Origin of the sequence: Facklamia sp. P12945 (genome assembly GCF_050409485.1) — a bacterium.
In the GTDB taxonomy this organism is placed as follows: domain Bacteria; phylum Bacillota; class Bacilli; order Lactobacillales; family Aerococcaceae; genus Facklamia.
The window spans coordinates 18,687-45,112 of record NZ_JBNUPJ010000014.1 but is presented as its reverse complement, the minus strand read 5'-3'; the positions used below and the strand labels follow the sequence as shown (position 1 = coordinate 45,112).

Here is a 26,426-nt window from a genome sequence, read left to right as displayed (position 1 = left end):
ATGTCTAATCAGCAGAAAGAAAGACAACGTTTAGATGCTTTAAAAGAAAAATTAAATAATTATGCTTACTCTTACTATGTATTGGATCAGTCATTAATTACGGATGCAGAGTATGATGAGCTGTATCAAGAATTGCTCATGATTGAAGCTAAGTATCCGGAGTGGGTCACTTTGGACTCACCTAGTCAGAGAGTGGGTGACCAGCTGTTAGAAGGTTTTCAAAAGGTTAAACATGCTCAAACCATGTACTCTTTAAGTAATGCTTTTAATGAAGCAGACATACACGCTTTTATTAAAAAGGTAGAAGAAGTGGTTGGGTCTCAGCATTCTTTTATCTGTGAGTGTAAAATCGATGGTCTTGCCATTGCCTTAACTTATGAAGATGGTTTGTTTGTTCGAGGAGCTACACGAGGTAATGGTCAAACGGGAGAAGATATTACTCAAAACCTACGAACAATCCATTCCTTACCATTACGACTGAGAAAGCCCATTTCAGGTGAATTTCGAGGAGAAGCTTATATGCCTAAAGAGGTCTTTTTAAAATTAAATGAACAAAGAGATGAGGCAGGGGAAAGTCCCTTGGCTAATCCTCGCAATGCGGCAGCTGGTGCATTGCGACAGAAAGATCCCGCAAAGGCAGCAAAGAGGCAACTAAACATATTTATGTATAATTGCTCTAGTCAATCGGATATAGAGGCAACTTCTCAAGGAGAACTCCTAGAAGAGATGGAAGCTGTTGGCTTAAGAACGAACTCTTTTAGAAAAGAATGTCATAATTTTAATGAAGTATGGGAGTTTATCCAAACGGTTGGCCAAAAAAGGCACCAATTACCCTATGAGATTGATGGAGTGGTTATTAAAGTCAATGCTTTTGAATATCAAGAAAAATTGGGGCATACTATTAAAGCGCCCCGTTGGGCAATTGCCTACAAGTTTCCAGCAGAAGTTGCTCAAACAACTTTACTTAATGTAGATTGGACAGTGGGTAGAACTGGAGTAGTTACCCCTACCGCTATTATGGAGGCTGTTCAATTGGCAGGAACCACTGTTCAAAGAGCAAGTCTTCATAATGTAGATCTTATTGAAAAACTTGATTTACATATAGGTGATCAAGTCGTTATCCATAAGGCAGGAGATATTATTCCCGAAATATTAGAGGTTGATCTAACTAAAAGAAAGCGAGATGATCGACCGGTAGCTATTCCTACCGAATGTCCACAATGTCATGAAGAGCTAGTGAAAATTAAAGATGAAGTGGCTTTAAGATGTGTTAATCCTAACTGTCCCGCCCAAAGGTTGGCTCAGATTACTCATTTTGTTTCCCGATTAGCCATGAATATTGATGGTCTGGGTGAAAAAATTGTTGAGCAATTATTGGACCATCATTTGATTGAAAATCCGGCTGATCTTTATTATCTCAAGCAAGAAGACCTTTTAAAACTTGATAAGATTAAAGAAAAGTCAGCTAACAACTTGATCCAAGCGATTAATGAGTCTAAGGATAGGGGATTAGATCGATTACTATTTGCTTTGGGAATTCGTCATGTCGGTGCAAAAGCTGCTCGCCTAATTGCCGAAGAATTTGGTACAATAGAAACAGTGATGATTGCCGAGGCAGAACAAGTCGGTCAAATTGAGGGCATAGGTGAAATCATCTCTCAATCACTGGTTCATTATTTCCAACAAGAGTCTTCATTAAAATTGATTGATCGTTTAAAAAAAATAGGTGTCAAAACCGATTTTCAAACAACCGTGATTGGCACTCAACAGACCAATGAATTTAAAGGAAAGACTATTGTTCTAACTGGTAGTATGAATGCTTATACTCGTAATGAAGCAAAGCAAATTTTACAAAATTTAGGAGCAAATGTAACCGGCTCAGTCTCAAAGAAAACAGATATATTGATTGCGGGGGCAGAAGCCGGCAGTAAATTAATAAAAGCTCGGGATTTAGGTGTTACAATCATAGATGAATCTACATTTATAGAAAAATTAGTAGAAAGTGGAATTAACGATGCAAAATAAATTGAAATGTATCACATTGCTAACCTGTCTTACTTTATTGTCAGGTTGCTTAAATAATTTAGAGGTAAAAAAAGAAGAAGCAGAACTGACACCTGAGAAGGTGATGGCCAGGTCAACTTCTAACCAATTAGCTAATGAAAATTATCGAGCTGTAATAACAGATGGTAAGTATCAACTCGGCCCCTCAGCTAGTGCAGACTACACATTATCTTCAACGGGCAATGCCTTTGCTTTCGAAGATGGTCTGTTACGTTTGTCACGAGAGGTGTTTCCTACCGATCAATACTTTTTACAAGAAGGCCAATTGATTGATGGTGATACACTGACTTCTTGGGTAGGCAGAGAAGCAGACAATAATCCAGCAGGCTTAAACCCTGCTATCCCTGTCGATAGTGGTGGTGCTAATCGTGAAACAACATCTTCTGACACTGATACTACTGTTGAGAATCAATCCCCTACTATTGAAGAAGCGACAGTAACTTCGGTTTTAGAAGATGGTCAAGAGGTTATGGTTGATGTAGAGGGTAATATCATTGATGAGAACGCCGGTAGGCCAGATCAGGTTGTCACTCAGGTTCAATCTACGCCTATTTACTTATCGCAAATTTTAGAAAAAAATATTATGGTTGAAACTGAAACAGGGTACAAGCTAGCAGGTATTGTTCTTGGCTTATCCATGAATTCACGTTATGAGTACACCGACCCAGAGGGGGTTGTTTACGAAGAAGAAATCTCTATGGGAGAAATGCGTGAGCGCGGAAGAGCTTATGCTAATATAATTGTGGGTCGTTTAAGAGCAACCGAAGAATTGAGATCTATTCCTATTCTAGTGGGTATATACCGACAGGCACCTTCTGATGAAATTGTAGGGGGTAGTTTTGTCTTGGATGGTATTTCACGTGAGGGAAATGCGGTTTCTGATTGGAAAGAGCTTAATGAATACCGAGTTGCTCTACCTATGACTGATTCAGGTGTCGAAGCAGAAAAATACGCTTATTTTGATAGTTTTTCTAAAGGTATTCGTGAGTTTTTCCCCAATCTGAATGGTATTTCCGGTCAAGTATTATATGCAGACGATCAGTTGAAAACATTAGATATTGAAATAGTCACACAGTTTTATCAAACAACAGAAATTACTGCTTTAAGTCAGCATGTGCTGGACACTGCGCAGAAAACATTACCTGAGAACATAGCAATTGAGATTAAAATTGTTTCTAATGCGGATACAGAAGCTTATATAGGTAGAAATGCAGGAGAAACGGAGTATCAATCACATATATTTAGACAATAAGAAGAGGGGGAAAAGAATGATTACACGCGAGGAAATTAAGCATGTTGCAAAATTAGCCAAATTAAGTTTTAGTGAGGAAGAACTGGACCAATTTGCTCCAAATATCCAAGAGATTGTTGAAATGGTTGAGCATTTACAAGAGGTGAACACGGAAGGTGTCGAGCCGACTTATCATGGTAACCAGTTGAAGAATGTTTATCGTGAAGATATCGCAGTCCCTAATCCGTCTTATCGAGCCTTATTGGATAATGCCCCAACAGTAAATGAAGGCTATATTCAAGTACCAGTGATTATCGAAGATGAAAAAGGAGATTAAGATGAAAAAATTCCCAACAACCATTACTGAGATGAAAAAAGGGCTAGAATCAGGAACATTTACAGCTGTCGAATTGCTTGAACATACCTACCGGCAAATTGAGACTTTGGAGAGTGCTGTTCAATCCTTTTTAAATTATGAAGATTTTAAAGAGCCGGCTTTTGAAGTGGCTAAAGCTGCAGATGAAGAAGGCTATTCGAATAATGATTCAAAATTATTAAAAGGCATTCCTATAGCAATCAAAGATAATATTTTAACAGCTGATTTTAAAACAACTGCAGCCAGTAAAATGCTTGAAGATTTTGTGCCAACTTATGATGCCTTTGTTATAAAACAATTAAAAAAGGCAGGAGCCATTATAGTGGGTAAGGTTAACCTAGATGAGTTCGCTATGGGAGGATCTACTGAAAATTCCTATTTTAAAACAAGTAAAAATCCTTGGGATCTTGAAAGAGTACCAGGAGGCTCTTCGGGGGGGTCGTCAGCAGCCGTAAGTGCTAGACAGGTGCCAGCAGCTTTAGGAACCGATACCGGTGGTTCGATTCGTCAACCTGCCTCTTATACAGGTATTGTTGGAATGAAGCCAACTTATGGTCGTGTTTCTCGTCATGGAGTGATCGCTTTTGCTTCTAGTCTTGATCAAGTCGGACCGATGACTTTAACAGTTGAAGATAACGCTTTACTTTTACAAGTGATTGCGGGGCATGATCCAAATGATGCGACCAGTTTAGCCGACGAAAAATTAGATTTTAGCAGTTTGATTGGTCAATCCATTGAAGGCAAGCGAATTGCTTTTCCTAAAGAATATCAATCAGAGGTCATTGATGCGGATGTTCGTCAAGCAATGGAAAAAGCAGCTGATTATTTTACAAGTAAAGGAGCAATCGTTGAAGAAGTTTCTCTTCCTCACTCTGAGTACGGGATTAATGTTTATTACATACTAGCTTCTGCGGAAGCTTCATCTAATTTACAGCGTTATGACGGTATTCGCTACGGTTATCGTTCAAAAGCAGCTGAAAATTTAGAAGAAATCTACTTAAAATCTCGCTCTGAAGGCTTTGGTCCTGAAGTCAAGCGACGATTAATGGTAGGGACTTATTCTTTAAGCTCAGGCGCCTATGATAAATTCTTCAAGAAGGCAGCGCAAGTGCGCTCATTAATTATTCAAGACTTTAAAGAAGTATTTGATCAATTCGATCTTATTATGGGACCGGTCACTAATTCGACAGCTTACAAAATTGGTGAACGCATTTCAGATCCGCTCAAAATGTATGTGGCAGATTTGTTGACAATCCCGGTTAATTTGGCTGGAATACCCAGTCTATCTGTACCTGCCGGCTTTGATAGCAAGGGCTTGCCTATTGGAATGGCACTCACAGGCCCAGTGGATAGCGAAGCCTTACTTTACCAAATGGCTTATGATTTTGAGCAAGGTCACGACTTTGTTAAGCAAGCACCTAAACTATAGGAGGATCTAGATGAATTTTGAAACAGTAATCGGACTTGAAGTCCATGTGGAATTAAAAACCCAATCTAAAATCTTTTCTTCCTCACCTGTTGGCTTCGGTGTGGATCCCAACGCCAATACCAATGAGAAAGATTGGGGCTATCCGGGAGCGTTACCGACTATGAATCGCCAAGCGATAGAATACGGAATGAAAGCTTCTCTAGCTTTAAATTGCCAGGTAGCTAAGCAGATGAAGTTTGATCGTAAAAATTATTTTTACCCGGATAATCCATCTGCCTACCAAATTTCTCAATTTGATCAACCGGTCGGGTCTAATGGATACCTGGATATTGAAGTAGAAGGAAAAAAACGTCGGATACGTATTGAACGTGTTCATTTGGAAGAAGATGCAGGAAAAAACACACACGGAGTGGACGGCTATTCATATGTTGATTTAAATCGCCAAGGTACGCCATTAATTGAAATTGTTACCGAAGCAGATATTCGTTCCCCTAAAGAGGCCCACGCCTTTCTAGAAGCCTTACGGGAGAGAATAATGTATACAGGCGTTTCGGATGTGAAAATGGAAGAGGGCTCTTTACGCTGCGATGGTAATATTTCAATTCGACCTTTTGGCCAAGAAGCTTTCGGGACAAAAACTGAAATCAAGAACTTAAATTCCTTTAATTATGTTCGCAAAGGTTTAGAGTTTGAAGAAAAACGTCAGGAAAATATTTTAAGATCTGGTGGTATCATTTATCAAGAAACACGTCGTTATGACGAGAAAACAGGACAAACGATTCTAATGCGTACTAAAGAGGGGGCGGCAGATTACCGCTACTTCCCTGAACCAGATCTACCACCGGTAACTATTTCACAAGAATGGATTGATCAAGTCCAGCAAACGATGCCAGAAATGCCAGAAGTGCGTCGTAAAAAGTATGTTGAGAATTATCAGCTTCCGGAATACGATGCCATGGTCTTAACCCTTCAAAAGGAAATGTCAGATTTCTTTGAAGAAACTATTCAAGAAGGAGCAGATGCAAAGCAAGCTTCCAACTGGTTAATGGGAGAAGTATCTGCTTATCTAAATGCACAACAGCTTGAGCTTTCTCAAACAGCTTTAACTCCTAAGAATTTAGCAGAAATGATCCAACTAATTGATAAAGGAACAATTTCTTCCAAAATTGCCAAAAAACTCTTCAAAATATTAGCTCAAGAAGGGGGCAACGCTAAAGAAATTGTTGAAGCTCAAGGAATGGCTCAACTTTCAGATCCAGCCCAATTGAAACCTTTGATTGAAGATATTATTGAAAATAATCCACAATCCGTTGAAGACTATAAGAATGGAAAAGATCGAGCTGTTGGATTTTTTGTAGGACAAGTTATGAAAAAAACTAAAGGTCAAGCAAACCCCCAAGTCGTTAATGAGTTAATCCTTGAAAAATTGCAAACAATGTAGCTATAAGGAATCAAAAACGAGACAAGTGAAAACCGACATTTGTGTCGTTTTTACTGGATTCAAACAATTATAAGAAAAGCCATTTATAAAAGAAGATAGGAAGTGTAAAAATGAAAAATATCATATCGTCATTATTAATGACAATCGTCGGAACATTCTTAGTCGCATTAGCTATCAACTTAGTATCTTTACCGAACGAGTTGGGAGATGGCGGAGTTACTGGTTTTACCCTCTTTCTTCACTATACTCTAAACTTTGATATTCCTAAGACCGCCTTCGTTTTAAACGTGATTATTCTGATTATTGGTTGGAAATTATTGAGTAAAATGACGATTGTTTATACGCTCTTATCAATTGCTGCACTTTCGTTTTTTTTAAAAGTCGTTCAGCCTACCCCTTTCATTCCAGATAACCAATTAGTTGCTCCTTTAGTATCAGGGGTAATTATGGGAACAGGATTGGGAATTGTCATTCGTGGCGGTGGATCAACCGGAGGTACAGATATTCTTGCTTTAATTTTGAATAAGTATGTTGGAATTAGCGTTTCAAATGCTTTACTAATATTTGATGGAGTGATTATTTCCTTATTATTTTTTGCGATTGGTCTAGAAAAAGGCGCTATTTCCATTGTTGGGATTCTCCTGTATAGCCGAATCTTAAACTTCTGGGTTACAGGTTACAATCCTAAAAATGCACTGTTTGTTATTTCAGAAAAACATGAAGAAATTGGTAATGAAATTATGGATAAAGTTAAGCGCGGGGTTACTATCTTCTCTGGTTATGGCTTCTACTCAAAGGCTCAACGACAAATATTATATGTGGTGGTTTCCAATCGTCAGCTAATGGCGGTTAAAAAGATTGTTCATAATATTGACCCTAAAGCATTTATTGCGGTTAACGATGTTCAACAAGTGGATGGTGAAGGCTTTACCTTCTTACGTGAACCTGAAGAAATGACTTTAGAGACTGACGAAAGTATTTTAAATACAAATGGCTAATATAATGCTTTCTATTTCTTAAGAATAATTATAAAAACCTTGCATGATTTGGCACTGCACCCCATAAATGGGACAGAATAAAGAACACCTTTGTTAGGCTGTTTGTTGTCGGTATTGAACCGGTGACACCTAGCCTAATTTTTGTTGAACTCGCTTATGATTAACAGTTTTTTCTGTTTCTAAGTTGATTAAATGGGTGATTTTACGGTAACCATAGGTGAAAGGCTGTTTCTTACATAATTGTCCAATTTTAATTTTCCCTTCATTTTCTAGGTTAGCATTTACACGAACTTTCTAACGATAATAAGTAGATCGAGCGATCCCTTAGCAGGAGAGGATTAAACTCACCGAAACATGTGCTTTTAAACTTTCAACCGTTTCGACGACTACTTTTGGTACCCACTCCTCTTCAACACTTTGTGTTTTTTTAGGACATCCATCGCTGCTTGATGACGTTTTAATTTGATTTTGAGTGGATCTATCTCGCTAAGTTCTTCTAATCCTTTGCCATAAGTCTATTCTTTACCTCCAGCTTGATTGAAGCGCTAGGTTTGACCTTAACGATCCCAACGCCAGCAAGTTTTTACTTGAGATGTGTTCTTAATGTTTAATTCATCCATTATTTGTTTATTAGTCCGGCTTTCATTTTTCAATTCAATACATTTCCATTTTGTTTCTGCAGAATAAGCTAGGTGATTAACCCTAATCAAACACCTCCATTAAATTCATTTCACACGAATTCAACGGAGGTGTTTTTATGTTTGTCTCACTATTCGGGGTCAGTGCCAATTATGCAAGGTTTTTCTTATCAGTTATTAGAATCATTAAGAAATTCGAGAATTCGTTTTGAGGTCGGACGGGAAATGCCCAATCTACGCAGAGTGTCTACATCAGATTCTTTAATTTTTTGTAATGATTTAAAGTGTTTTAAAAGTTTAGAGCGTGTAGCCGGGCCAACTCCTGGTATAGTATCTAAAATAGAAGCCACCTGACTCTTAGCACGTACTTTTCGGTGATAAGATATTGCATACCGATGAACTTCTTCTTGCACTCTTTGAATAAAGTGGAAGGCTTGGGAACGCGGATCAAGGTCGACTATCTTTTCAGTGTAACCTTCCAGTAAGGAGGCCGTCTTGTGTTTATCATTTTTAACCATACCGACTACGGGGATAGCTAATCCTAACTCATTTTCCAAGACATCTCTAGCGGCTCTTACTTGTATAATCCCTCCATCCATCAAAATTAAATCAGGTAATGGTTTTTTTTCTTTGAGCAAGCGAGTGTAACGACGCCTGATTACTTCTTGAGAATGAGCAAATTCATTGGCTCCATCTCCACTCTTAATCTTAAATTTACGGTAATTTTTGCGATCTGGTTTACCCTCTTGATAAACAACCATCCCCGAGACCGTATGAACACCTTGGATATGTGAGTGGTCAAATGCTTCAATATGATTAGCCTGTTCAATTTGAAGGGCCTCTGCTAACTCTTCGATGGCGCCCAGCGTTTTACGTGTGCTAGCTTCAATTAAGCGGAATTTCTCATCTAAAGCTAATTTAGCATTTTTTTCACACAAATCGAGCATTGCCTTTTTCTTTCCTCTAAGAGGTGTTTGAACAGGAATTTCAAAGACTTCTTCTAAAACCTCTTGATCAACAGAAGCAGGGACTAAGATAGCTTTTGGAATAACATTATATTGCTCTTTATAGAAGCGAGCAATATAAGTTGTTAGTTCATGATCTGGTTCTTTTTCACCATAACTAGGAAAAAGAGCAGCTTTACGTTTAAGAATAGAACCCTGTCTTAACATAAAGGTTTGTATAGATATCCATCCCCTATCATAATAGAAATTAAAGACATCCATATTATCATAATCTTGACTCATAATAGCTTGTCTTTCAACGGTTGTCTCAATATATTCAATCTGATCGCGTAAATCAGCAGCTTGTTCAAATTCTAGCTTATCAGCTGCTTCAGACATCTTGCGCTTCAAGTCGTTTTTAATTGGACCGACTTCACCATTAAAGAAACGTTTAATCCGATTAATTTGCTTTTGGTAGGTTTCTTTTGAAACGGGATGATCACAACAACCAATACACTGTCCCAAATGGTAGTAAAAGCAAGCGCGCTTTTCATTTTTACCACAACGTCTTAGAGGATAAATTTTATGTAATAATTGTTGAGTGGCTGTAGCGGCTTGTACGTTTGGAAAAGGTCCAAAATAATGTCCGCCATCCTTAAGAACTCGATTGGTAATAATTAATTGAGGGTCCTTTTCATTAGTTATTTTTAAATAAGGATACATACTGCCATCTTTAAGTTTTATATTGTATTGCGGCTTGTATTGTTGAATCAAATTAATTTCAAGGATCAAAGCTTCTTTGTTAGAATTGGTAACAATTGTTTCAAAATGATGAATCTCAGAAACCAGTTTTGCTGTTTTACTATCATGGGCTCCTCTGAAATAAGATCGCACGCGGTTTTTTAAGTTTTTAGCTTTACCCACATAAATAATTTTATCATTAGCATCTTTCATTAAGTAGCATCCGGGCAATTCAGGTAATAAAGGGAGTCTTTGTTCAATATTATGTCGTATTTCTTCAGGGCTTTCTTTAGGCAAGGATGGGTCTCCTTTCTAGAGTTTTTTTTGATTAGGGAGTTGTTGGATTACTTTTTCATATGAGCGGGGGACTCTTTTTTCAATAAGATATTTTTCAGTAATAAATTGCTTTTTATTGTTAAAGTGTCCGTATATAAGAATCTGATCTCCCACCATAACCTCATACATAAAAGTTAAAGCTTTACGGGCAATCAAAGCAGTAAATTCTTGGTTTATTAAGTCAATAGGATTTAATGGATGCTTGATTAGTTTCAATTTAAATAAGACCAATGTCGGATCACTGGCTTTAATTAATTTTTGATAAATGACGATCCCTTTATATTGAAATTTCTTAGTCATTTGGATGCTCCTTAAATTCACTTAGATATAGTATAGCAAAAGCAGTCAAAAAAGTTTATTTTTAAATCGTTTTCAGCATATTCACGCTGTGTTATAATAAAAATAATAAATAAAAAAGGATGTGGAAGCATGAAATTCAATGAATTCGAATATAAAAGACCAGATATGTCTCTTTTAAAACAGTCATTCCAACAGCAAATTGAGGGAATCAAAAAAGCTGAATCGGCTGAGGATGCACTTGCAGCGGTTAAGGCCATTCAAGACATTCAAAGAGATATTGAAACGAATTCAACATTAACTTCAATTCGTCATTCAGTGGATACCCGTGATCAATTCTATTCAGATGAAACGGATTTCTGGGATGAAAACTCACCCCTTATTAGTGAGTGGGAAAGTGACTATTATCGAGCCACACTTGGCTCACCTTATCGTAAAGAATTAGAAGAAGAACTACCTCACACTTTCTTTAAGTTAGCAGAAAATCATTTGAAAATCTTTTCTCCAGAAATTATACCGCTATTACAAAAGGAAAATCGCTTGGTATCAGAGTATGGTAAGTTAAAAGCTTCTGCTGAAATTGAGTATAAAGGTGAAATTTATAACTTATCAAGTATTGGCGCCTTTACTCAAGATGCTGATCGAAAAGTACGTAAAGAAACTTCTGAGTTAATTACTGATTGGTATTTAGAACGCCAAGATGAGTTTGATCGTATTTATGATCAATTAGTTAAAACGCGTCACGAAATTGCAACAAAGCTAGGTTTTAAAGATTTTGTTGAAGTGGGTTATGCGCGTATGGCACGTTTAGACTATGACCGTAAGGACGTTGAAGTCTATCGCAAAGAAGTGCAAAAACATGTCGTACCTTTAGCTGAGAAACTATTTGAACGTCAGCGTGAACGTCTAGGTTTGGATAAGCTAGCCTTTTATGACTTAGGTCTAACTTTCCCTACAGGCAATGCCAAACCTGAAGGAAGTCCAGAAGAGATTGTTGCTAAAGGTGTTGAAATGTACCATGAATTATCACCAGAAACAGGTGAGTTCATTGACTTATTAATTGAATACGATGTTTTAGATTTAGAGTCTAAACCAGGTAAAGATACAGGTGGTTATTGTACGTATCTACCAAATTACAAGACGCCTTATATTTTTGCCAACTTTAATGGTACATCACACGACGTTGAAGTATTGACTCACGAGGCAGGCCATGCCTTCCAAGTTTATAATTCAAGATGGATTCAAACCCCTGAAGCTGTATGGCCAACTTTAGAGTCTTGTGAGATTCATTCAATGTCAATGGAATTTTTAACTTGGCCATGGATGAAAAACTTCTTTGGTGATAGCATTGAGAAGTTTAAGTATCAACATTTAGCTGGAGCTGTTCAATTTATTCCTTATGGTGTTTGTGTGGACCACTTCCAACATGAAGTATATGAAAATCCAAACATGACACCAGAAGAACGTCGTCAAACTTGGAGAAAATTAGAAAAAATTTACAACCCTTGGATTGATTACCAAGGCAATGAGTTCTATGAAAATGGAGGCTGGTGGTTCAAACAATTGCACATCTTCACTATGCCTTTCTATTATATTGATTATACTTTGGCTCAAGTATGTGCTTTCCAATTCTGGAAACGTAGCCAAGTAGATCATGATCCAAAAGCTTGGGAAGATTATTTGAATATTTGTAAGGTTGGGGGAACTCAGACTTTCACAGAAATTATTGCAACAGGGAACTTGAAGTCACCATTTGAACCTGGCAATCTTGCGGATACTTTAGCAAGTATAGAGGCTTACCTCGACCAAGTCGATGAAGAAACTTTAAGAAAATAATGGTGATCCTAAAGGAGCGTTTGTCATGTTGAACTATGCGACGATCGGTAGCTCATGGATTACTGAGCAAATGATGAATGCGGCTCGGTTAACACAGCGTTACCATCTCACAGCGGTTTATTCACGTTATCTTGACTCGGCTAAACAGCTTGCACAAAAACATGATGCCGATTATTTTACCAATGAATTAAATAATATTCTCTATGATCCTAAAATCGAAGTGATTTATATCGCTAGTCCTAACTCCTTTCATTTTCAGCAGGCTATCCAAGCTGTAAAAGCAAAAAAGCATGTAATTATTGAAAAACCTATGGTAACCTCCTCGGCTCAATGGCATGAGCTCTATTCACTCGCTGACGAAGTCGGAGTTTATGTATTTGAAGCGGCAATGCACTATCATAGTCGAAATTATAGTCGTTTGAAGCCTTTAATTAAACATAAAATGAAAGAGTTGGACAGTCCTTTATATGGTGCTAACTTTAATATGGGACAATACTCTTCTCGCTATGAAACTTACTTAGAATCCAAAGAAAAGGGTTGGCAAGTTCCGAATGTTTTTAATGCTGATTTTCATGGTGGTTCCTTGATGGATTTAGGTGTCTATCCTTTATACATAGCGCTCGACTTATTTGGTCTTCCTGAATCTGTTTACTATCATGCGATAGATGATGGACGACAAGTTGATTTGTTTGGTACAGTCATTTTAAAGTATGCTCAAACACAAGTTTCAATCTTTTTGTCCAAGACTGTTCATTCTTTGATGCCGAGTGAAATTTATATTGGCCAAGAAACTTTTATCATTAATGATATCTCACGCTTAACCAAGGTGAGTTTAGTTAACACAGAGGGTAAGAAGGCCCAAATCATAGATTATTTACCAGCTAATCCAATGTTTGATGAGTTATTAAGCTTTTCAGATATGATCCTTGAAGAAAAAACAATTCATCAAGAAATATTGTATGAGAACTGGAGACAATTATCCTTGCAAGTGGTTCAAGTTCTTGAGTTATTACGTCAGTCAGCTAAACTATTATAAGACCCTTGAACGGTTAGAAGTCAATGACTTTTAGCCGTTCTTTCATGAAGAAGGAGATTGTATGAAGGAATTATCAAATACACAATTAAAAAAACACTGGCAAGAAAAACATTTTTCCGAGGCAACACCTATTCAAAAACAAGTCTATCCCTACCTTAAAAATGAAGAGCCGGTTGTAGCTATTTCGCCAACTGGTACGGGAAAAACACTGGCCTATTTGCTTCCTATCCTAGAAAAGATTGAAGTAAACCAACATCTACAAGCCATCATATTTGCCCCTACTCAAGAATTAGCTCAGCAGATTTTTTTAGTGGTGGATGAATGGAGCCGATTACTTGGAATGACTTCTATGAGTATTGTTGGCGGTGCTAATGTCAAAAGACAAATTGAAAAATTAAAAAATAAACCGGAGCTTATTGTGGCAACTCCTGGACGTTTTAATGAGTTACTAAAGCAAACATCTAAACTGAAGGTTCACACGGTTAAATGGATTGTCTATGATGAAGCAGACTATCTTTTTTCAAAAGGTGAGCAGCAAATAGCAGACATTGAAATGATTGAGAAACGCCTCATGAGAGATATTAAACGCTATTATTTTTCAGCTACTAAAAGTAAAGATTTTCTTGATTATTTACAAGCAAAAAATTATGAATATGATCGTTTAGAAATTTCAATGCATTCAGCCAATATGCAAACTGAACATTTGTACCTAGAAGTTAACAATCGACAAAAAACAAATATGTTAAAACGTTTGGCTCAAATTGAAAGCATGCAAGCGATTGTCTTTTTTGATCAAATTAGTGAGTTAGAAAGAGCTGCTGCAAAAATGATTTTTGAAAATTTATCCATATCTGTACTTCATAGTCAATTAACCAATCGAGAAAGACAAATGGCCTTAGAACAGTTTAGACAGCAAAAAACAATCTATTTATTAACGACGGATTTAGCTTCTAGAGGACTTGATATAGAAGGAATACCTTATGTTATTCATTATCATCCAGCACGAGATGTGCGGACTTATTATCATCGTTCAGGAAGAACTGGACGCATGGGGAATGAGGGATGTGCCATTTCACTGGTCAATCAACAAGAAGCTATAGACCTAAAAAATATGCTTGATGACAGTAGTATTCACTTAGAAGAAAGAGTACTTTATGATCGTAAATTATTAAATGAATGGCCTGAGGAGGAAGAAATAAAACGGTCTAGTAAACGAATAACCAAGAGTAAATCACATCCAAAAAAACCAAAAACAGCAGTCAAAGCTAAAAAGAAAAATCGTAAGCGTAATACTAAAAACATTGGGAAACCGCGCAAAAGGGAAAAATAAAAGCTTTACCTAAATTTTACAATAAATTTACAGTATCTTTTTATCATTGAGTTATAATAATTATTAAGATAGGACATTAAGGTAAAGGAGAAGTGAAATGAGAATTTTAATAGCAACAGAAACATTTGTACCTGCTACAGATGGTATCTGTACACGCCTTGCTCATATGACAGTTGCTATGAAGGACTTGGGTCATGAAATAATTGTCGTATCACCTGATTTAGGAATTACTGAGTATAAGGGTGTAGAAGTGATACCGATGGATTCTTTTAACTTTCCTTTATACAAATCACGTCCTTGGGGTTTACCTTCTCGCAAAATGAAAACAATTATTCAAAATTTTAAACCTGATATTATTCATGCAGTCAATCCATTTTTCATGGTAACTTCTGCTGTTAAATATGCTAAGCAATTGGGAATTCCTTTATTAGCTTCCTACCATACACACTTGCCTGATTATCTTGATTCCTATAATTTACCGCTCTTGAAACCAATTCTATGGGATTATATTCGCTTTTGGCATAATGACGCTGATTTAAATGTTACTGTTTCAGAAAGTTTAAAAGTAGAATTAATCCAACAGGGGATAGCTGCTGAAGGAGTTATGCCGCGTGGTATTGACCTTAAAAAGAGGCATCCTAAGTTTTTTGATCAGAATTTATATAACAAATGGACTTTTGGATTAGATAATCAAAAACTACTAGTCTATGTTGGACGACTTGCTGCTGAAAAAGATTTAGATCATTTATTACCAATCTTTTCTTACCGAGAGGATATCTGTTTAGCAATTGTTGGGGATGGTCCAGAGCGCCAACATTTAGAAGAATTATTTACAGGCACAAAAACGACCTTCACTGGCTTTTTAACTGGAGAAGACTTGTCTAAGGCATATGCAACAGGAGACGCCTTTATATTCCCATCTGTTTCAGAAACTTTTGGCTTAGTTATTTCAGAATCGATGGCTTCAGGAGTTCCGGTAATCGCTGCTGAAAATGGTCCTACCCTAGAACAAATTACTCCCAACCAAACAGGAATGATTTATCAATCAGGGAATATAAAGTCATTAATGGAAGCTTTAAAGATTTTAGATAATCCTTTAAAGCTTAAGAAAATGGGGTTAAGAGCCCGTCGAGAAGCTGAAAAATATTCATGGAAAAACGCCACCAGCATGCTGTTAAATTATTATGAAGAAACAATTCATCTTAGTTCTCAAAAACTCTCACATCTTAGTAAATTAGTAAATCAATAAAAGAGCAGCTCATCAAACGCTTAATAGGGTAAGGACAAAACAAAGGATTCGCAAAATGTAGTAATTTGTTATATAATTTATATAGAAATGAAAGAAAGAAGGTATAATTATGGGACTTATTATGACTTTAATTGTTGGAGGAATCATTGGATGGTTAGCAGGTATGGTTCTAGGTAAAGATATTCCTGGGGGAGTTATTGGAAATATCATTGCTGGTATCATCGGTTCATGGATAGGTGGTCAATTCTTCTCTAATTTTGGCCCTGTAGTATCTGGCATTGCTATTTTCCCATCATTAATTGGAGCGATTATTCTGATTGCAGTAGTATCCTTTGTCTTAAAGAAAACAAGATAAGTTGATTAGCTTAACACTTAGGCGGGTTCATTGAACCTGCCTTTTTTCTTTATTTACTGATATTCTTATTTGGGAGGAAATGACATGGTGGAAAAACTGACGTCTTATACTCAAACATTTAAAATAAATACTGATTGGTTTATCGATCCAGAAAATAAAAGTAATAATTTTACTAAACTATTAGAAGCTGTTCTGGAAACTTCCACAAGGCATGATCAAGTTAATCAATTTGATCAAACTGACTCTATTTTGGGGCAGGATGAAAGTTGGGTAATTACGCAAAACATCTGCATGATCAATCAACTGCCTCAATATGGTGATACGATTGAAGTTCAGACTAAGATTATTCAGGCCAACCGATTTTTATTAGAGCGGTGGTTCGAGATAAGGTCTAAAGATCATCTTTTGTTAGAATGTCAGATGCAATTCGCGGTGATTAATTTAAAAACTAGGAAAATGGGCCGTATTGCTCATAAAAAGTTAGAAGAATTACAACTTATTGACCACCAACAAGAGGTTAAGAAAATAAAGCTTAATTTTCCTGACGATATAACTCTTTGGAAAGAAAAAGACCAAGCTATAACAAATCAAGATATTGATTTTAATCATCATGTCAATAATCTTGTTTATATAAATTGGTCCATTGGTAGTCTTCCTTCTTGGTTACAAAATAATTATGACATAAAAAACTTAGCGATTAAGTATGGTCGAGAGTTGCTTAGAGAGCATCAAGTTAAAATTCTTACAGAGGCTAATGTCAAATTAGAGACTCAAACTGATGCTAAAAAAATAATAACTTATCAAACTATTTATAATGCTACTAATCAGCAAGAAGCGGCTCGGATTGAAATCGAATGGCTGGAAAAAGAGCTGTAATTCGTTATAATAGATTCGATAATGAAATTAGAAAGAAGGCTATTAATGATCACACTTAAATCTGAAAGAGAAATTCAAGCCATGAAAGAATCAGGAAAAATCCTTTCTGATATTCATGTAGCATTACGGGATTTTATAAAAGCGGGGCTAACTACTAAACAAATCGATCAATTTGTTCAAAATAAAATTGAAGCAGCTGGAGCTGTCGCTGCCCAAATCGGCTACGAAGGTTATAAATTTGCTACTTGCACCAGTGTTAATGACGAGATATGTCACGGTTTCCCATCTAATCGTAGCTTAAAAGCTGGTGATATAATAAAGGTAGACTTCTGTGTAGATTTTAATGGAGCTATCTCTGATTCTTGTTGGTGTTATGCGGTAGGTAAAATTAGTCCAGAGCATAAGCGATTAATGGAGGTTACCAAGGAAGCATTATATCGCGGGATTGAACAAGCTAGACCTGGGAATCGTATAGGGGATATTGGACATGCTATTCAAACATATGTGGAAAAAGAGGGCTTTGGTGTAGTTCGCGACTTTATTGGTCACGGTATTGGTCCTACTATCCATGAAGAACCAGCTGTTCCTCACTATGGTATAAAAGGCAAGGGACTTCGATTAAAAGAAGGTATGACAATTACCATTGAACCAATGGTAACCACAGGAGATTGGAAAATGAAGATGGATGCCAACGGTTGGACGGCCAGAACCCGAGACGGAGGATACTGTGCCCAGTACGAGCATTCATTAGCTATTGGACCAGACGGACCTATTTTATTGACTCAACAGGAAAATGAAATATAATTTAATTGTTTAAAAATAAAAACAAGGGGTTGGAACAAAAGCCCTGAATAATTAAAGAAAGTTCGGTAAACGGTACAATCGTTAATCGGACTTTTTCTTTAACAATATAAACATAGAAAGCGTTTCCTAATATAATAGTAGGAAACACAAAACTATTTAGGAGGGGCTTTCTATGTAGCAACAGTGTATTATGAATTAAACTTGCTTTCCTTTGAGAAGATCCAATACTAAGCGAGCTCTACGAGGAGCAATTCGAACAGATTCCAGAAGCAAATATTCGCCCACTTGAACTTGCCGATGGGCGACCTGTTTATCATCCTCGTGTCTTACTTAAAGTATTGTTATTTGCTTGTTCTAAAGGCAATTTTTCAGGCCGTCGTCTCAAAAAGTATCACCGAAAAACTGCCTAGGATTTTATTCCTCGTAAAGAAAAACACACCACTTGTCAAGCGACATCAACGGTCGCAATAGCTTTTCTAAGACCGATGTCGAGCGAATATTTATGGCCAATAATCTACGTCAATACGCAAAGTAGCGAGCCCAGATTGGAAAGTAACTTTCCAATCTGGGCTCGCTGTAAATTTTGAGGCAAGGCTGAGCAGCCCTTTTGTTCCAGCCCCTTGTTTTTATGATTGAAGCCTTTAGGAAATAATTGATTGATAGAGTTTTTCATAGCGGCTAATTATTTCATCCCATTTGAAGGGGTTGATTGCTTCTAAAGCATCTTGAGACAAACGTTCATAATGGTTTAAAATATAAAGAATTGCTTGATCGAAAGCTGTTTGATCAAATCGATCTACAGAAACGCCTACATGGTAATTTTTAAAAAATGAATCGAATCCTTCGTTTTGAGTATAGATTACTGGCAAACCTTGACTCATTGCTTCTGGATAGACTAATCCAAAGGTTTCAGGGAAAGATAGTAGGGCGAAAAGATCCATTGAACGATATAAACTGACCATTTCAGCTTTGTTTAAAGCGCCGTGGTAGGTAATATGATCCATTGCTTGCAATTGCTTGAGAATTTTAGCATCCCAATTGGGACCAGCAATATGTAACTCCGCTGCTTGGTATTTTTTTGAAAAGTGTTCGATCATTTTAGCTAATTCAACAAAACGTTTACCAGAAGATACTTTACCAGCGGTTACAATACGCAGTGGCTGATGACAAATAAATTTCTTTTCATTGAAGCGATTGTTATGCCAATAATCATCAATGCCGTTAGCAATGACCTGGCTTTTACCTTTAAGATTATCCAATTCTTTAGTGGGTATAAAGCGATTAAAAACCTGTTGGTAAGTATTTTGTGAAATAAAGATAATCTGCTTGGCATCGCGCAGAATATCTAAGCCCACATTTCGCATCCATGGCATTTTTTCAAAAAAAGTATGTAGGTCCGCATTGCGTACAGCAACAATATAGGGGACATGATATTTAAGATAAACTTGTCTAGCTAACCAACCATTTGAAAAGAGTGAGTGTGCATGAGTAAGATCAAAGCTATCTAAACTGTATGATTCTTTTAAATCTTGCCAAATCTTATGGTGTTTAAGTGGAAAAAACCAGCGCATCCATTGATCGTGATTTCTAGATAGATTTAAGTAATCTCCACTAGCTGCTACTCTTTCTTGAGGGAATTGATGCGAAATGGGGACATAAACTTTTAATTTATGTCCCTGCTTTACTTGACGATCATAGACTTGTTTAAATAAACCAGAAGTTGAGAAATAGGAATTAATATGTAAAATATCCATATTATCTACTCTTGCCCTTCTTCGATTAGGGCTTCTAATGAAGAAAGTCGATTTTCTAAATCTTCAACTTTTTGATTCATGGCAGCTTGACTGCCTTCATATTCTTTCGTTGTTGGAATAGAGAAAGCTTTTACAGACAGATAAACAAGTAAGAAGAAAATAATGATGCCGATGATTAGAAGCGGCCAACCGGTTCGGTCTACCCGTCGATCTATTTCTTCAATGTGTTTGGTTATTTCTTCTTCAAAATTTGTGTTAAAGTTTGAAGGGGTTACCATCCTTAACACCTCCTTCTAAAGTGATTAAAATGCCCATTCACCTTTACGGAAGATCGGGGTAACAGTACCATCTACTGAGATTCCATCAACATTCATTTCCGCATTTCCTACCATAAAGTCCACGTGAACATTCGAGCGATTAAGTCCCACTTCCTCTAGCTCTTTTTGGCTCATTTTAGCACCATTTTTTACAGAAGTAGCGTAGGCTTGTCCTAATGCGATGTGGTTAGAAGCATTTTCGTCAAATAGAGTATTGAAGAAGATAATGCCTGATTGAGAAATTGGTGATTGATGCGGAACAAGCGCTACTTCACCTAAGGAATCAGAACCCTCATTTTCTTCTACCAGTTGACGTAAGGTTTCTTCACCTTCTTTGGCTGATACTTCGGTAACTTTACCGTCTTTGAAAGTGAATTTCATTTCATCAATTATAGTTCCACCATAAGCTAATGGTTTAGAAGAAGAAATATAGCCCTCTGCACGTCTTGAATCTGGAGCTGTAAAGACTTCTTCTGTAGGCATGTTAGCAATAAAGACTTCGCCTTTTTCATTAAGTGATCCGGCACTTTCCCAGACATGGTTTTTAGGTAAGCCGACAGTGAAATCAGTTCCAGGTCCTGTATAATGCAACTGATCGAATTGTTGTTCATTAAGGAAGCGTGCTTTTTCGCTAAGACGTTCTTCATGTTCATCCCAAGCTTTAATTGGGTCTTCTTCATAAATACGTGTTGTTTTAAAAATTTGATCCCATAAAGCGTCTACTTGTTCTTCAGAAGTTTTTAGTTCAGGGAAAACAAGAGCAGCCCACTCTTTACCTGCACCTGCAACAACTAACCATGAAACAAGATTTGATTGTGTCGCAATACGTACATCTTTCATAGCTTGAGAAGAAGCACGGTTTGCTGCGTTTATTTTTGCAGGATCAATTCCTTTAAGAACATTTGGATCACTTGAACGTAGTGAGATACGTTTAGCTCTTTTTTCTACAAAGTAATTGCCTTCATCAATTATAAATTGCGGAATATCGGTCAGTGTTTCTTCAGATTGATGGGTAAAATGAAGACGAGTTAATGTATCGTCTGCCCAATTTACTTTAACAAACTTAGCACCTGCTTTGTAAGCAGCTTCAGTCACTAAGCGAACTAATGGGGCTTGATCAAGATCAGCGAAAATTAAAATATAATCTTCTTTACTAACTGCAATTCCTTTATTGACGATTAAGTTTGCATATTTTTCAAGAAGTTGATCAAAATTTTTTAAAGTCATAGTATACCTCTTTCCTTATTGATTTAATTTTTCAGCAATACCATCAGCTAAAGCTTGAAGACGTTCAATATCCTCACCTTCGGCATTTAAGTTAATTTTACATGATGGGCCACCAGCTTGAGCGCCTACTTTTAAAAATTGTTTTTCAAAGTGATCGACAGCACCACAAAAGACTTCATAGTAAGTATCGCCTGAACCAAAAACACCAAAGACTTTATCTGATAGATCTAATTCACCCAAATCATCGTAAAAATCTAGCATTTCGTCTGGTAGTACTCCATCGACTCCGTAAGTATAAGAACCGATTAATACAGCATCATATTCTAAAAAGTCTTCTGCATCTGCTTGCATGACTTCAACCACATCAGTAGTGATACCGTGAGCTTCAAGACGCTCAGCAATAATATCAGCCATTTCTTCGGTATTTCCAGTAAGACTTGCAAAAATGATTAATGCCTCTGCCATTATATTCCCCCTTAAGGTTAAGTTGTTTTAAACCTTGTGTTATTATATCAAACTTCATAGCAATTGTGGACCTCAATTCCTATTAGGTTAAGAAGTAGGAGTAAATTTAGGAAGAAATTATGAAGAATGAATCTAGCTAGATTTGTTATGCTATAATTAATCAGAATATAAATAAGCTAAGGATGGAGGCTATATATGTCAATCTTAGTTACAGGTGGAACTGGATATATCGGCAGTCATACAGTTATTGAACTATTAAACAATGATCAAGAAGTAATCGTTGTCGATAATTTTTCAAATTCAAAACCAGAGGTTTTAAATCGTATTCATACAATTACTGGTAAAAACGTTACTTTTTATCAAACTAACATTGAAGATAAACAGGCAATGGCTCAAATTTTTAAAAATCATCCTGTTGATTTAGTCATTCATTTTGCTGGCTATAAGGCTGTTGGTGAATCTGTTGAAAAACCTTTAAAGTATTATCATAATAATCTTAGTGGTACAATTACCTTGCTCGAAGTCATGCAGGAAAACCAAGTCAAAAATATTATTTTCTCATCTTCAGCAACTGTTTATGGTGAGGCACATAAAGCGCCATTTGATGAATCAATGCCGACGGGTGAGGCTAGTAATCCTTATGGTTATACAAAATTAGTCTTAGAAAAAATATTGCAAGACTTATCGTATTCTGATTCTGAGTGGTCGGTGACTTTATTACGTTATTTTAATCCTATTGGAGCACATCATTCTGGCTTGATTGGTGAAGATCCTCAGGGAATTCCTAATAATTTAATGCCATATATTACTCAAGTAGCAATCGGTAAGCGCCGTGAATTGCAAGTGTTTGGTAATGATTATCCAACACACGATGGAACAGGTGTGCGTGATTATATTCATGTAGTAGATCTTGCACAAGGTCATCAAAAAGCGATTAGCCACAATCTAAAAAATAAAGGTGTCGCAATATTTAATCTGGGGACCGGTCAAGGTTATTCTGTCCTAGATTTAATTAGGGCATTTGAAAAAGCCAATCAAGTCCAAATACCTTATCAAATCGTGGATCGTCGTCCAGGGGATATCGCGATTGCCTATGCCAATCCTGAAAGGGCTAATCAAGAGTTGAATTGGAAGGCTCAAAAAAACTTATATGCCATGTGTTTAGATTCATGGAATTGGCAGAAAAAAAATCCTGAAGGATTTTAATGATAAATTGAACGGAGGAAGCATATGTTTCCAGAACAGAAATCAGACAAACGTCCTTTTTTTTCAAAAAGACTTTTGGTCTTTTTTCTTGTAATGATTCTTTTAGTTTTTTCTACTTTTCTCTTTTTTGGCTATCTGGATGATTTGAAAAATTCTTTCCAAGGCACCTTTGTCCATAATCCTTCTGAATGGCAATACTATACTATTGGACAAGAATTACTAGAAAAAAAAGATAGGTCTTTTGAAGACTTAGCAAAAGATGGCATCGAGCTCTTAGTTTTGAGCTATGATTACAGTCAAGCAGGCCGAATTGGGGAGAAAAGAATTAAAGAAATAACTTATTATTTATGGGATTTTAATCAAGAAAAGATAGTCCAAGTCAACATCGATCCACAATTAGATTTATTTATATCAGATACTAAAATGTCAAAAACAATCAGAGAATATGGTTTAAAGCAAGGAGAGTTAGCTTTAGTTGAACAATTGACGCAATCATATAATTTGCCCATTGATTTTTTAATTGTCTTAGATCTTGATAGGTTAGAAGAAGTTGCTAAAAAGAACTCTAATGGAGTATTATTCAAAAATATTAACAATGATGATCGGCAAGAACAAAAGACAAGTCAAATTATGGCTGACAATTTAATGGATTATCATCACTTTTTAAAACTAGCCAAAGAATTAAATCAAACGGATTACCTGGTAAAAAGTAACATTGGTTTTAACCATTTTTTAAAATTTACTCTCTACTATAATCTTCAAAAGGGTCAAAAAACTGAAACATTTGACCTATCTAGCACACAAACAAGAAGTGAAAGAGAAAGATTACTAGAATCCCTAAATTTTAATCAGTAGAAAGTCGTATAAGGAGGAAGCTTTTGCAAAAAATTAGAATCCTACATCTAATGTCATCTTTTGGAGGAGGCATTTCTACATTTATTCACAATTTAGCTAAAGAAGCTAGCAATCAAGAGATGGTTTTTGATGTAGCTACCTACAGTCAAGTTCCTGACTATTTTAAACAGACGATTGAAGAGACGGGTGGTCAGATTTATTTTCTGAATAACCCCAAAAAAACTTCTTGGCAATCCTTTAAGAATAGTTTTGCTAAAGCTTTTCAAGAGAATGCCTACCAAGTAGTTTATAGTCATATTGCAGGTTACCGTTCAGTCATTTATTATTATTTAGCCCATCAATTCCAAAAGGATACGCCCTTTGATTTCTATATTCATGGGCATTACCGTTATGACAAAAATACAGCTTTAAAAAATAAATTGATGCAAGTTTTTGATGCGCAAGTCAATAGAAGATTGTCTCGTTTACCGATTGGATGTTCTCAACTTTCAATAGAAGAATTGTTTGCTTTGAAAGTTGGAGAATCCTCTGTGGTTATTCCAAATAGCATAGAACCCAATGATTTCTTTATCGATTTTGAAAAGAAGCGAACAAGTCGTAAATATTGGCTAAGCAAATTCACTAAGAAAAGTAAACAAAGTCTAATAATTGGACAAGTGGGGCGTTTAACGGCAATTAAAAATCATCCTTTGACCTTAGAAGTCATAGCTTATAGTAAAAAGCAGCATCATCCCTTGCGTTTAGTGATTGCTGGTGAGGGGGAAGATCGGGATTTTTTAGAAAAAGAGGTAGAAAAAAAAGAAATTGATGCCCAAGTTTTCTTTGCTGGCAGAATTAGTCCGGTTGCTAATTTATTAGCCGGTATCGATTTATTAATTATGCCCTCTTTTTCTGAAGGTTTTGGCACGGTAGCCATTGAAGCTCAAGCGGTAGGCATTCCCGTGCTTGCCAGCGATCAAATAAGTCAAGAAGTAGACTTGGGCTTGGGGTTGATTCAATTTTTATCTTTAAATTGTGAACCTAAAGAATGGTATCAAAGGCTGATTGAATTTTATCATCAAAGTTCAACTAAAATTCCCACTGATGAAGAACGATTTAGAAGTATACAAGCTAAGTCCCTTACTAATGAAGCTGCAGCCAAGCTGTATCGCCAGGTGTTAGATCATCAAGTGAGCCATTTTCGGATAGATTCGAGGTAATATATGAAACATTTTATGAAAAGATTAACAGGGTTTTCCTTAGGACCGATTATTGGTGCATTAATTTCACTGATTCAAATCCGCATTTTGACTCAGTTGTTAGTAGCAGACCAATATGGGGTTTCAGGATTGTATCGAAACTTAATCTTAAACATTCCTAATTTTCTTTATATTGGTCTCGATCAGGCTTTTTCTCGTGAATTTCATCAAGCTGCATCTAAAAAACACCTTTTTCAACAAGCAATTATTATCCCGATCGGGATGGGAATCCTTCTATCATTTGTTATGCTTGTTTTTAATCAGACCATTGCGAATTGGTTGTTTAGTGATCCTAACGCAGGCTATATTGTGATTTGGAGTACAATTTTACTTATTTCAATGATTATTGAACGCTTCGTACTCATTTCTATTCGTATGCAAGAAAAAGCAAAAGAATATTCTGGCTTTACCATTTTATTAAAGAGTTTAATTTTTGCAGTTTCCTTGTCTATAATTGCTTTGGGCATTCGCGATTTTCGTGTAGTGGTTTTTGGAATGATTTTTGGTCAACTTATAGGGGATAGTTTTCTTTTCTTACGTTATAGAGATTTGTTATCGTGGAATGATTTTGTTGTTGACTATGACCTCATAAAAAAATTATTATCTTTTGGTTTTCCGCTTATGATTGCAATGTCTCTTAATTCGGTGCTCAATACAATTGATAGCTTAATGCTTCGGTCTTTTTCTACCAAAAAAGAATTAGGGTTTTATGCTGCAGGCATCGCGATTGTCAATATGATTGGTATTTTAAAGACAGCATTTGCAACCTTTTGGGTTCCTACTGCCTATCGATGGCATGATGAAGGCAAGTCAATGAAGCATTATAAATTTATTTCAGACGCTGTTCTTTTTGTTTTAACGGGTATCTTTTTTGGGATTCTTGTATTTCGCCCCTTGATTATGATGATTTTAGGCGAGGACTATCGTTCTGTTCAGTATATTCTTGGCTTGCTCTGTTTTCCTCATATTATGTATACACTTTCTGAAACAACGACACTGGGAATTGTTTTTTCACGCAAGACCTATTTTAATACATTGGTTTCTTTATTGGCTTTGATTCCTAGTTTTTTTATTAATCTCTGGCTCACTCCAAGATGGGGAGCTTTAGGAGCAGCCACCGCGTCATCCGGAGCCTACATCATGTTTTATCTAGCTAGAACTTATTTTTCAAGTCGGACAGGCTTTTATTTCAAACAAAGTAAACATCTCATGTCCATTTGTTTAATGTTTATTGCTGCCTTCATTAACACTAGTGATTATGCTTATCGTTTGTCTGTAACATTTGGCTTAGCTTTGGTCTGTCTCATTATTCAGTTTTCGACCATCCAAGATGGTTATCAAATCTGGCGTAATCCTGAGAAATGGGATTTTAATTAATTGTTC

At 36.4% G+C, this 26,426-nt stretch carries 23 protein-coding genes and 1 pseudogene; 17 read left to right on the top strand and 7 right to left on the bottom strand.

Features of this window, described 5'->3' with window-relative positions:
- The 6 genes from ligA to ACQV2X_RS05900 all read left to right on the top strand — a co-directional run bounded on the left by ligA (position 1) and on the right by ACQV2X_RS05900 (position 7,539).
- Complete coding sequence (ligA, locus tag ACQV2X_RS05925; RefSeq protein ID WP_428873563.1) at positions 1–2,025, top strand: NAD-dependent DNA ligase LigA; 2,025 nt, start codon at positions 1–3, stop codon at positions 2,023–2,025.
- Positions 2,015–3,316, top strand: coding sequence for a CamS family sex pheromone protein (locus tag ACQV2X_RS05920; protein ID WP_428873564.1), 1,302 nt, complete (start codon positions 2,015–2,017; stop codon positions 3,314–3,316). The genes ligA and ACQV2X_RS05920 overlap by 11 nt, the downstream gene beginning before the upstream one ends.
- A 16-nt stretch (positions 3,317–3,332) precedes the next feature.
- Entirely contained in the window at positions 3,333–3,632 is a 300-nt protein-coding gene (gene gatC / locus ACQV2X_RS05915; RefSeq protein WP_428873565.1) for an Asp-tRNA(Asn)/Glu-tRNA(Gln) amidotransferase subunit GatC, read from the top strand.
- Position 3,633: 1 nt separating this feature from the next.
- Positions 3,634–5,100 (top strand): Asp-tRNA(Asn)/Glu-tRNA(Gln) amidotransferase subunit GatA, encoded by a 1,467-nt coding sequence (gene gatA, locus ACQV2X_RS05910; protein WP_428873566.1) that lies wholly within the window; start codon positions 3,634–3,636, stop codon positions 5,098–5,100.
- A 10-nt stretch (positions 5,101–5,110) separates the two neighbouring features.
- Positions 5,111–6,541: an Asp-tRNA(Asn)/Glu-tRNA(Gln) amidotransferase subunit GatB gene (gatB, locus tag ACQV2X_RS05905; RefSeq protein ID WP_428873567.1), complete on the top strand. Its 1,431-nt coding sequence runs from the start codon at positions 5,111–5,113 to the stop codon at positions 6,539–6,541.
- Positions 6,542–6,651: 110 nt separating this feature from the next.
- Positions 6,652–7,539, top strand: coding sequence for a YitT family protein (locus tag ACQV2X_RS05900; RefSeq protein ID WP_428873568.1), 888 nt, complete (start codon positions 6,652–6,654; stop codon positions 7,537–7,539).
- 129 nt (positions 7,540–7,668) lie between these two features.
- Here ACQV2X_RS05900 and ACQV2X_RS05895 read toward each other — a convergent pair.
- The 3 genes and pseudogenes from ACQV2X_RS05895 to ACQV2X_RS05885 all read right to left on the bottom strand — a co-directional run.
- Positions 7,669–7,797 (bottom strand): annotated as a pseudogene (locus tag ACQV2X_RS05895) (IS3 family transposase); the annotation flags it as partial.
- A 550-nt stretch (positions 7,798–8,347) separates the two neighbouring features.
- Positions 8,348–10,159 (bottom strand): excinuclease ABC subunit UvrC, encoded by a 1,812-nt coding sequence (gene uvrC, locus ACQV2X_RS05890; RefSeq protein ID WP_428873569.1) that lies wholly within the window; start codon positions 10,157–10,159, stop codon positions 8,348–8,350.
- A 15-nt stretch (positions 10,160–10,174) separates the two neighbouring features.
- Positions 10,175–10,498, bottom strand: coding sequence for a hypothetical protein (locus ACQV2X_RS05885; protein WP_428873570.1), 324 nt, complete (start codon positions 10,496–10,498; stop codon positions 10,175–10,177).
- 129 nt (positions 10,499–10,627) lie between these two features.
- On the opposite strand from ACQV2X_RS05885, the gene ACQV2X_RS05880 reads away from it, so the two are divergent.
- The 7 genes from ACQV2X_RS05880 to map all read left to right on the top strand — a co-directional run bounded on the left by ACQV2X_RS05880 (position 10,628) and on the right by map (position 17,981).
- Positions 10,628–12,331: a M3 family oligoendopeptidase gene (locus tag ACQV2X_RS05880; RefSeq protein ID WP_428873571.1), complete on the top strand. Its 1,704-nt coding sequence runs from the start codon at positions 10,628–10,630 to the stop codon at positions 12,329–12,331.
- A 25-nt stretch (positions 12,332–12,356) separates the two neighbouring features.
- Complete coding sequence (locus ACQV2X_RS05875; protein ID WP_428873572.1) at positions 12,357–13,367, top strand: Gfo/Idh/MocA family protein; 1,011 nt, start codon at positions 12,357–12,359, stop codon at positions 13,365–13,367.
- A 61-nt stretch (positions 13,368–13,428) separates the two neighbouring features.
- Positions 13,429–14,697 carry a DEAD/DEAH box helicase gene (locus ACQV2X_RS05870; protein ID WP_428873573.1) on the top strand — a complete coding sequence of 423 codons (1,269 nt, stop codon included), beginning with the start codon at positions 13,429–13,431 and terminating at the stop codon, positions 14,695–14,697.
- Between the two features lie 97 nt (positions 14,698–14,794).
- Positions 14,795–15,946 carry a glycosyltransferase family 4 protein gene (locus ACQV2X_RS05865; protein WP_428873574.1) on the top strand — a complete coding sequence of 384 codons (1,152 nt, stop codon included), beginning with the start codon at positions 14,795–14,797 and terminating at the stop codon, positions 15,944–15,946.
- 109 nt (positions 15,947–16,055) lie between these two features.
- Entirely contained in the window at positions 16,056–16,301 is a 246-nt protein-coding gene (locus tag ACQV2X_RS05860; RefSeq protein ID WP_428873575.1) for a GlsB/YeaQ/YmgE family stress response membrane protein, read from the top strand.
- An 84-nt stretch (positions 16,302–16,385) separates the two neighbouring features.
- Positions 16,386–17,177: an acyl-ACP thioesterase domain-containing protein gene (locus tag ACQV2X_RS05855; protein WP_428873576.1), complete on the top strand. Its 792-nt coding sequence runs from the start codon at positions 16,386–16,388 to the stop codon at positions 17,175–17,177.
- Between the two features lie 45 nt (positions 17,178–17,222).
- Complete coding sequence (gene map / locus ACQV2X_RS05850; RefSeq protein WP_428873577.1) at positions 17,223–17,981, top strand: type I methionyl aminopeptidase; 759 nt, start codon at positions 17,223–17,225, stop codon at positions 17,979–17,981.
- A 641-nt stretch (positions 17,982–18,622) separates the two neighbouring features.
- Here the strand turns inward: map and ACQV2X_RS05845 are convergent.
- From ACQV2X_RS05845 to ACQV2X_RS05830, 4 genes are read right to left on the bottom strand one after another with little or no spacing between them, the layout of a single operon-like run.
- Positions 18,623–19,735 (bottom strand): glycosyltransferase family 4 protein, encoded by a 1,113-nt coding sequence (locus ACQV2X_RS05845; protein ID WP_428873578.1) that lies wholly within the window; start codon positions 19,733–19,735, stop codon positions 18,623–18,625.
- Between the two features lie 5 nt (positions 19,736–19,740).
- Positions 19,741–20,013: a hypothetical protein gene (locus ACQV2X_RS05840; RefSeq protein ID WP_428873579.1), complete on the bottom strand. Its 273-nt coding sequence runs from the start codon at positions 20,011–20,013 to the stop codon at positions 19,741–19,743.
- A gap of 24 nt (positions 20,014–20,037) precedes the next feature.
- Positions 20,038–21,279 carry an aminopeptidase gene (locus tag ACQV2X_RS05835; RefSeq protein WP_428873580.1) on the bottom strand — a complete coding sequence of 414 codons (1,242 nt, stop codon included), beginning with the start codon at positions 21,277–21,279 and terminating at the stop codon, positions 20,038–20,040.
- Between the two features lie 15 nt (positions 21,280–21,294).
- Positions 21,295–21,744: a flavodoxin gene (locus tag ACQV2X_RS05830; RefSeq protein ID WP_428873581.1), complete on the bottom strand. Its 450-nt coding sequence runs from the start codon at positions 21,742–21,744 to the stop codon at positions 21,295–21,297.
- A gap of 195 nt (positions 21,745–21,939) precedes the next feature.
- On the opposite strand from ACQV2X_RS05830, the gene galE reads away from it, so the two are divergent.
- Genes galE through ACQV2X_RS05810 form a run of 4 tightly spaced genes read left to right on the top strand, consistent with a single transcriptional unit; the run spans position 21,940 to position 26,420 of the window.
- Positions 21,940–22,950, top strand: coding sequence for a UDP-glucose 4-epimerase GalE (galE, locus tag ACQV2X_RS05825; RefSeq protein ID WP_428873582.1), 1,011 nt, complete (start codon positions 21,940–21,942; stop codon positions 22,948–22,950).
- 24 nt (positions 22,951–22,974) lie between these two features.
- Positions 22,975–23,805: a hypothetical protein gene (locus tag ACQV2X_RS05820; protein ID WP_428873583.1), complete on the top strand. Its 831-nt coding sequence runs from the start codon at positions 22,975–22,977 to the stop codon at positions 23,803–23,805.
- A gap of 23 nt (positions 23,806–23,828) precedes the next feature.
- Positions 23,829–25,004 (top strand): glycosyltransferase, encoded by a 1,176-nt coding sequence (locus ACQV2X_RS05815; protein ID WP_428873584.1) that lies wholly within the window; start codon positions 23,829–23,831, stop codon positions 25,002–25,004.
- Positions 25,005–25,019: 15 nt separating this feature from the next.
- Complete coding sequence (locus ACQV2X_RS05810) at positions 25,020–26,420, top strand: lipopolysaccharide biosynthesis protein (protein ID WP_428893230.1); 1,401 nt, start codon at positions 25,020–25,022, stop codon at positions 26,418–26,420.
- The last annotated feature ends 6 nt before the right edge of the window (positions 26,421–26,426 follow it).

What these genes read in the sequence shown, in the direction of transcription:
- ACQV2X_RS05855 (WP_428873576.1), top strand. Translation starts at nt 16,386, where the DNA reads ATGGTGGAAAAACTGACGTCTTATACTCAAACATTTAAAATAAATACT.
- ligA (WP_428873563.1), top strand. Translation starts at nt 1, where the DNA reads ATGTCTAATCAGCAGAAAGAAAGACAACGTTTAGATGCTTTAAAAGAA.
- ACQV2X_RS05860 (WP_428873575.1), top strand. Translation starts at nt 16,056, where the DNA reads ATGGGACTTATTATGACTTTAATTGTTGGAGGAATCATTGGATGGTTA.
- ACQV2X_RS05885 (WP_428873570.1), bottom strand. Translation starts at nt 10,498, where the DNA reads ATGACTAAGAAATTTCAATATAAAGGGATCGTCATTTATCAAAAATTA.
- galE (WP_428873582.1), top strand. Translation starts at nt 21,940, where the DNA reads ATGTCAATCTTAGTTACAGGTGGAACTGGATATATCGGCAGTCATACA.
- gatA (WP_428873566.1), top strand. Translation starts at nt 3,634, where the DNA reads ATGAAAAAATTCCCAACAACCATTACTGAGATGAAAAAAGGGCTAGAA.
- ACQV2X_RS05840 (WP_428873579.1), bottom strand. Translation starts at nt 20,013, where the DNA reads ATGGTAACCCCTTCAAACTTTAACACAAATTTTGAAGAAGAAATAACC.
- ACQV2X_RS05900 (WP_428873568.1), top strand. Translation starts at nt 6,652, where the DNA reads ATGAAAAATATCATATCGTCATTATTAATGACAATCGTCGGAACATTC.
- ACQV2X_RS05835 (WP_428873580.1), bottom strand. Translation starts at nt 21,279, where the DNA reads ATGACTTTAAAAAATTTTGATCAACTTCTTGAAAAATATGCAAACTTA.
- ACQV2X_RS05830 (WP_428873581.1), bottom strand. Translation starts at nt 21,744, where the DNA reads ATGGCAGAGGCATTAATCATTTTTGCAAGTCTTACTGGAAATACCGAA.
- ACQV2X_RS05810 (WP_428893230.1), top strand. Translation starts at nt 25,020, where the DNA reads ATGAAAAGATTAACAGGGTTTTCCTTAGGACCGATTATTGGTGCATTA.
- ACQV2X_RS05880 (WP_428873571.1), top strand. Translation starts at nt 10,628, where the DNA reads ATGAAATTCAATGAATTCGAATATAAAAGACCAGATATGTCTCTTTTA.
- map (WP_428873577.1), top strand. Translation starts at nt 17,223, where the DNA reads ATGATCACACTTAAATCTGAAAGAGAAATTCAAGCCATGAAAGAATCA.
- ACQV2X_RS05865 (WP_428873574.1), top strand. Translation starts at nt 14,795, where the DNA reads ATGAGAATTTTAATAGCAACAGAAACATTTGTACCTGCTACAGATGGT.
- gatC (WP_428873565.1), top strand. Translation starts at nt 3,333, where the DNA reads ATGATTACACGCGAGGAAATTAAGCATGTTGCAAAATTAGCCAAATTA.
- ACQV2X_RS05875 (WP_428873572.1), top strand. Translation starts at nt 12,357, where the DNA reads ATGTTGAACTATGCGACGATCGGTAGCTCATGGATTACTGAGCAAATG.
- ACQV2X_RS05870 (WP_428873573.1), top strand. Translation starts at nt 13,429, where the DNA reads ATGAAGGAATTATCAAATACACAATTAAAAAAACACTGGCAAGAAAAA.
- ACQV2X_RS05820 (WP_428873583.1), top strand. Translation starts at nt 22,975, where the DNA reads ATGTTTCCAGAACAGAAATCAGACAAACGTCCTTTTTTTTCAAAAAGA.
- ACQV2X_RS05920 (WP_428873564.1), top strand. Translation starts at nt 2,015, where the DNA reads ATGCAAAATAAATTGAAATGTATCACATTGCTAACCTGTCTTACTTTA.
- ACQV2X_RS05845 (WP_428873578.1), bottom strand. Translation starts at nt 19,735, where the DNA reads ATGGATATTTTACATATTAATTCCTATTTCTCAACTTCTGGTTTATTT.
- gatB (WP_428873567.1), top strand. Translation starts at nt 5,111, where the DNA reads ATGAATTTTGAAACAGTAATCGGACTTGAAGTCCATGTGGAATTAAAA.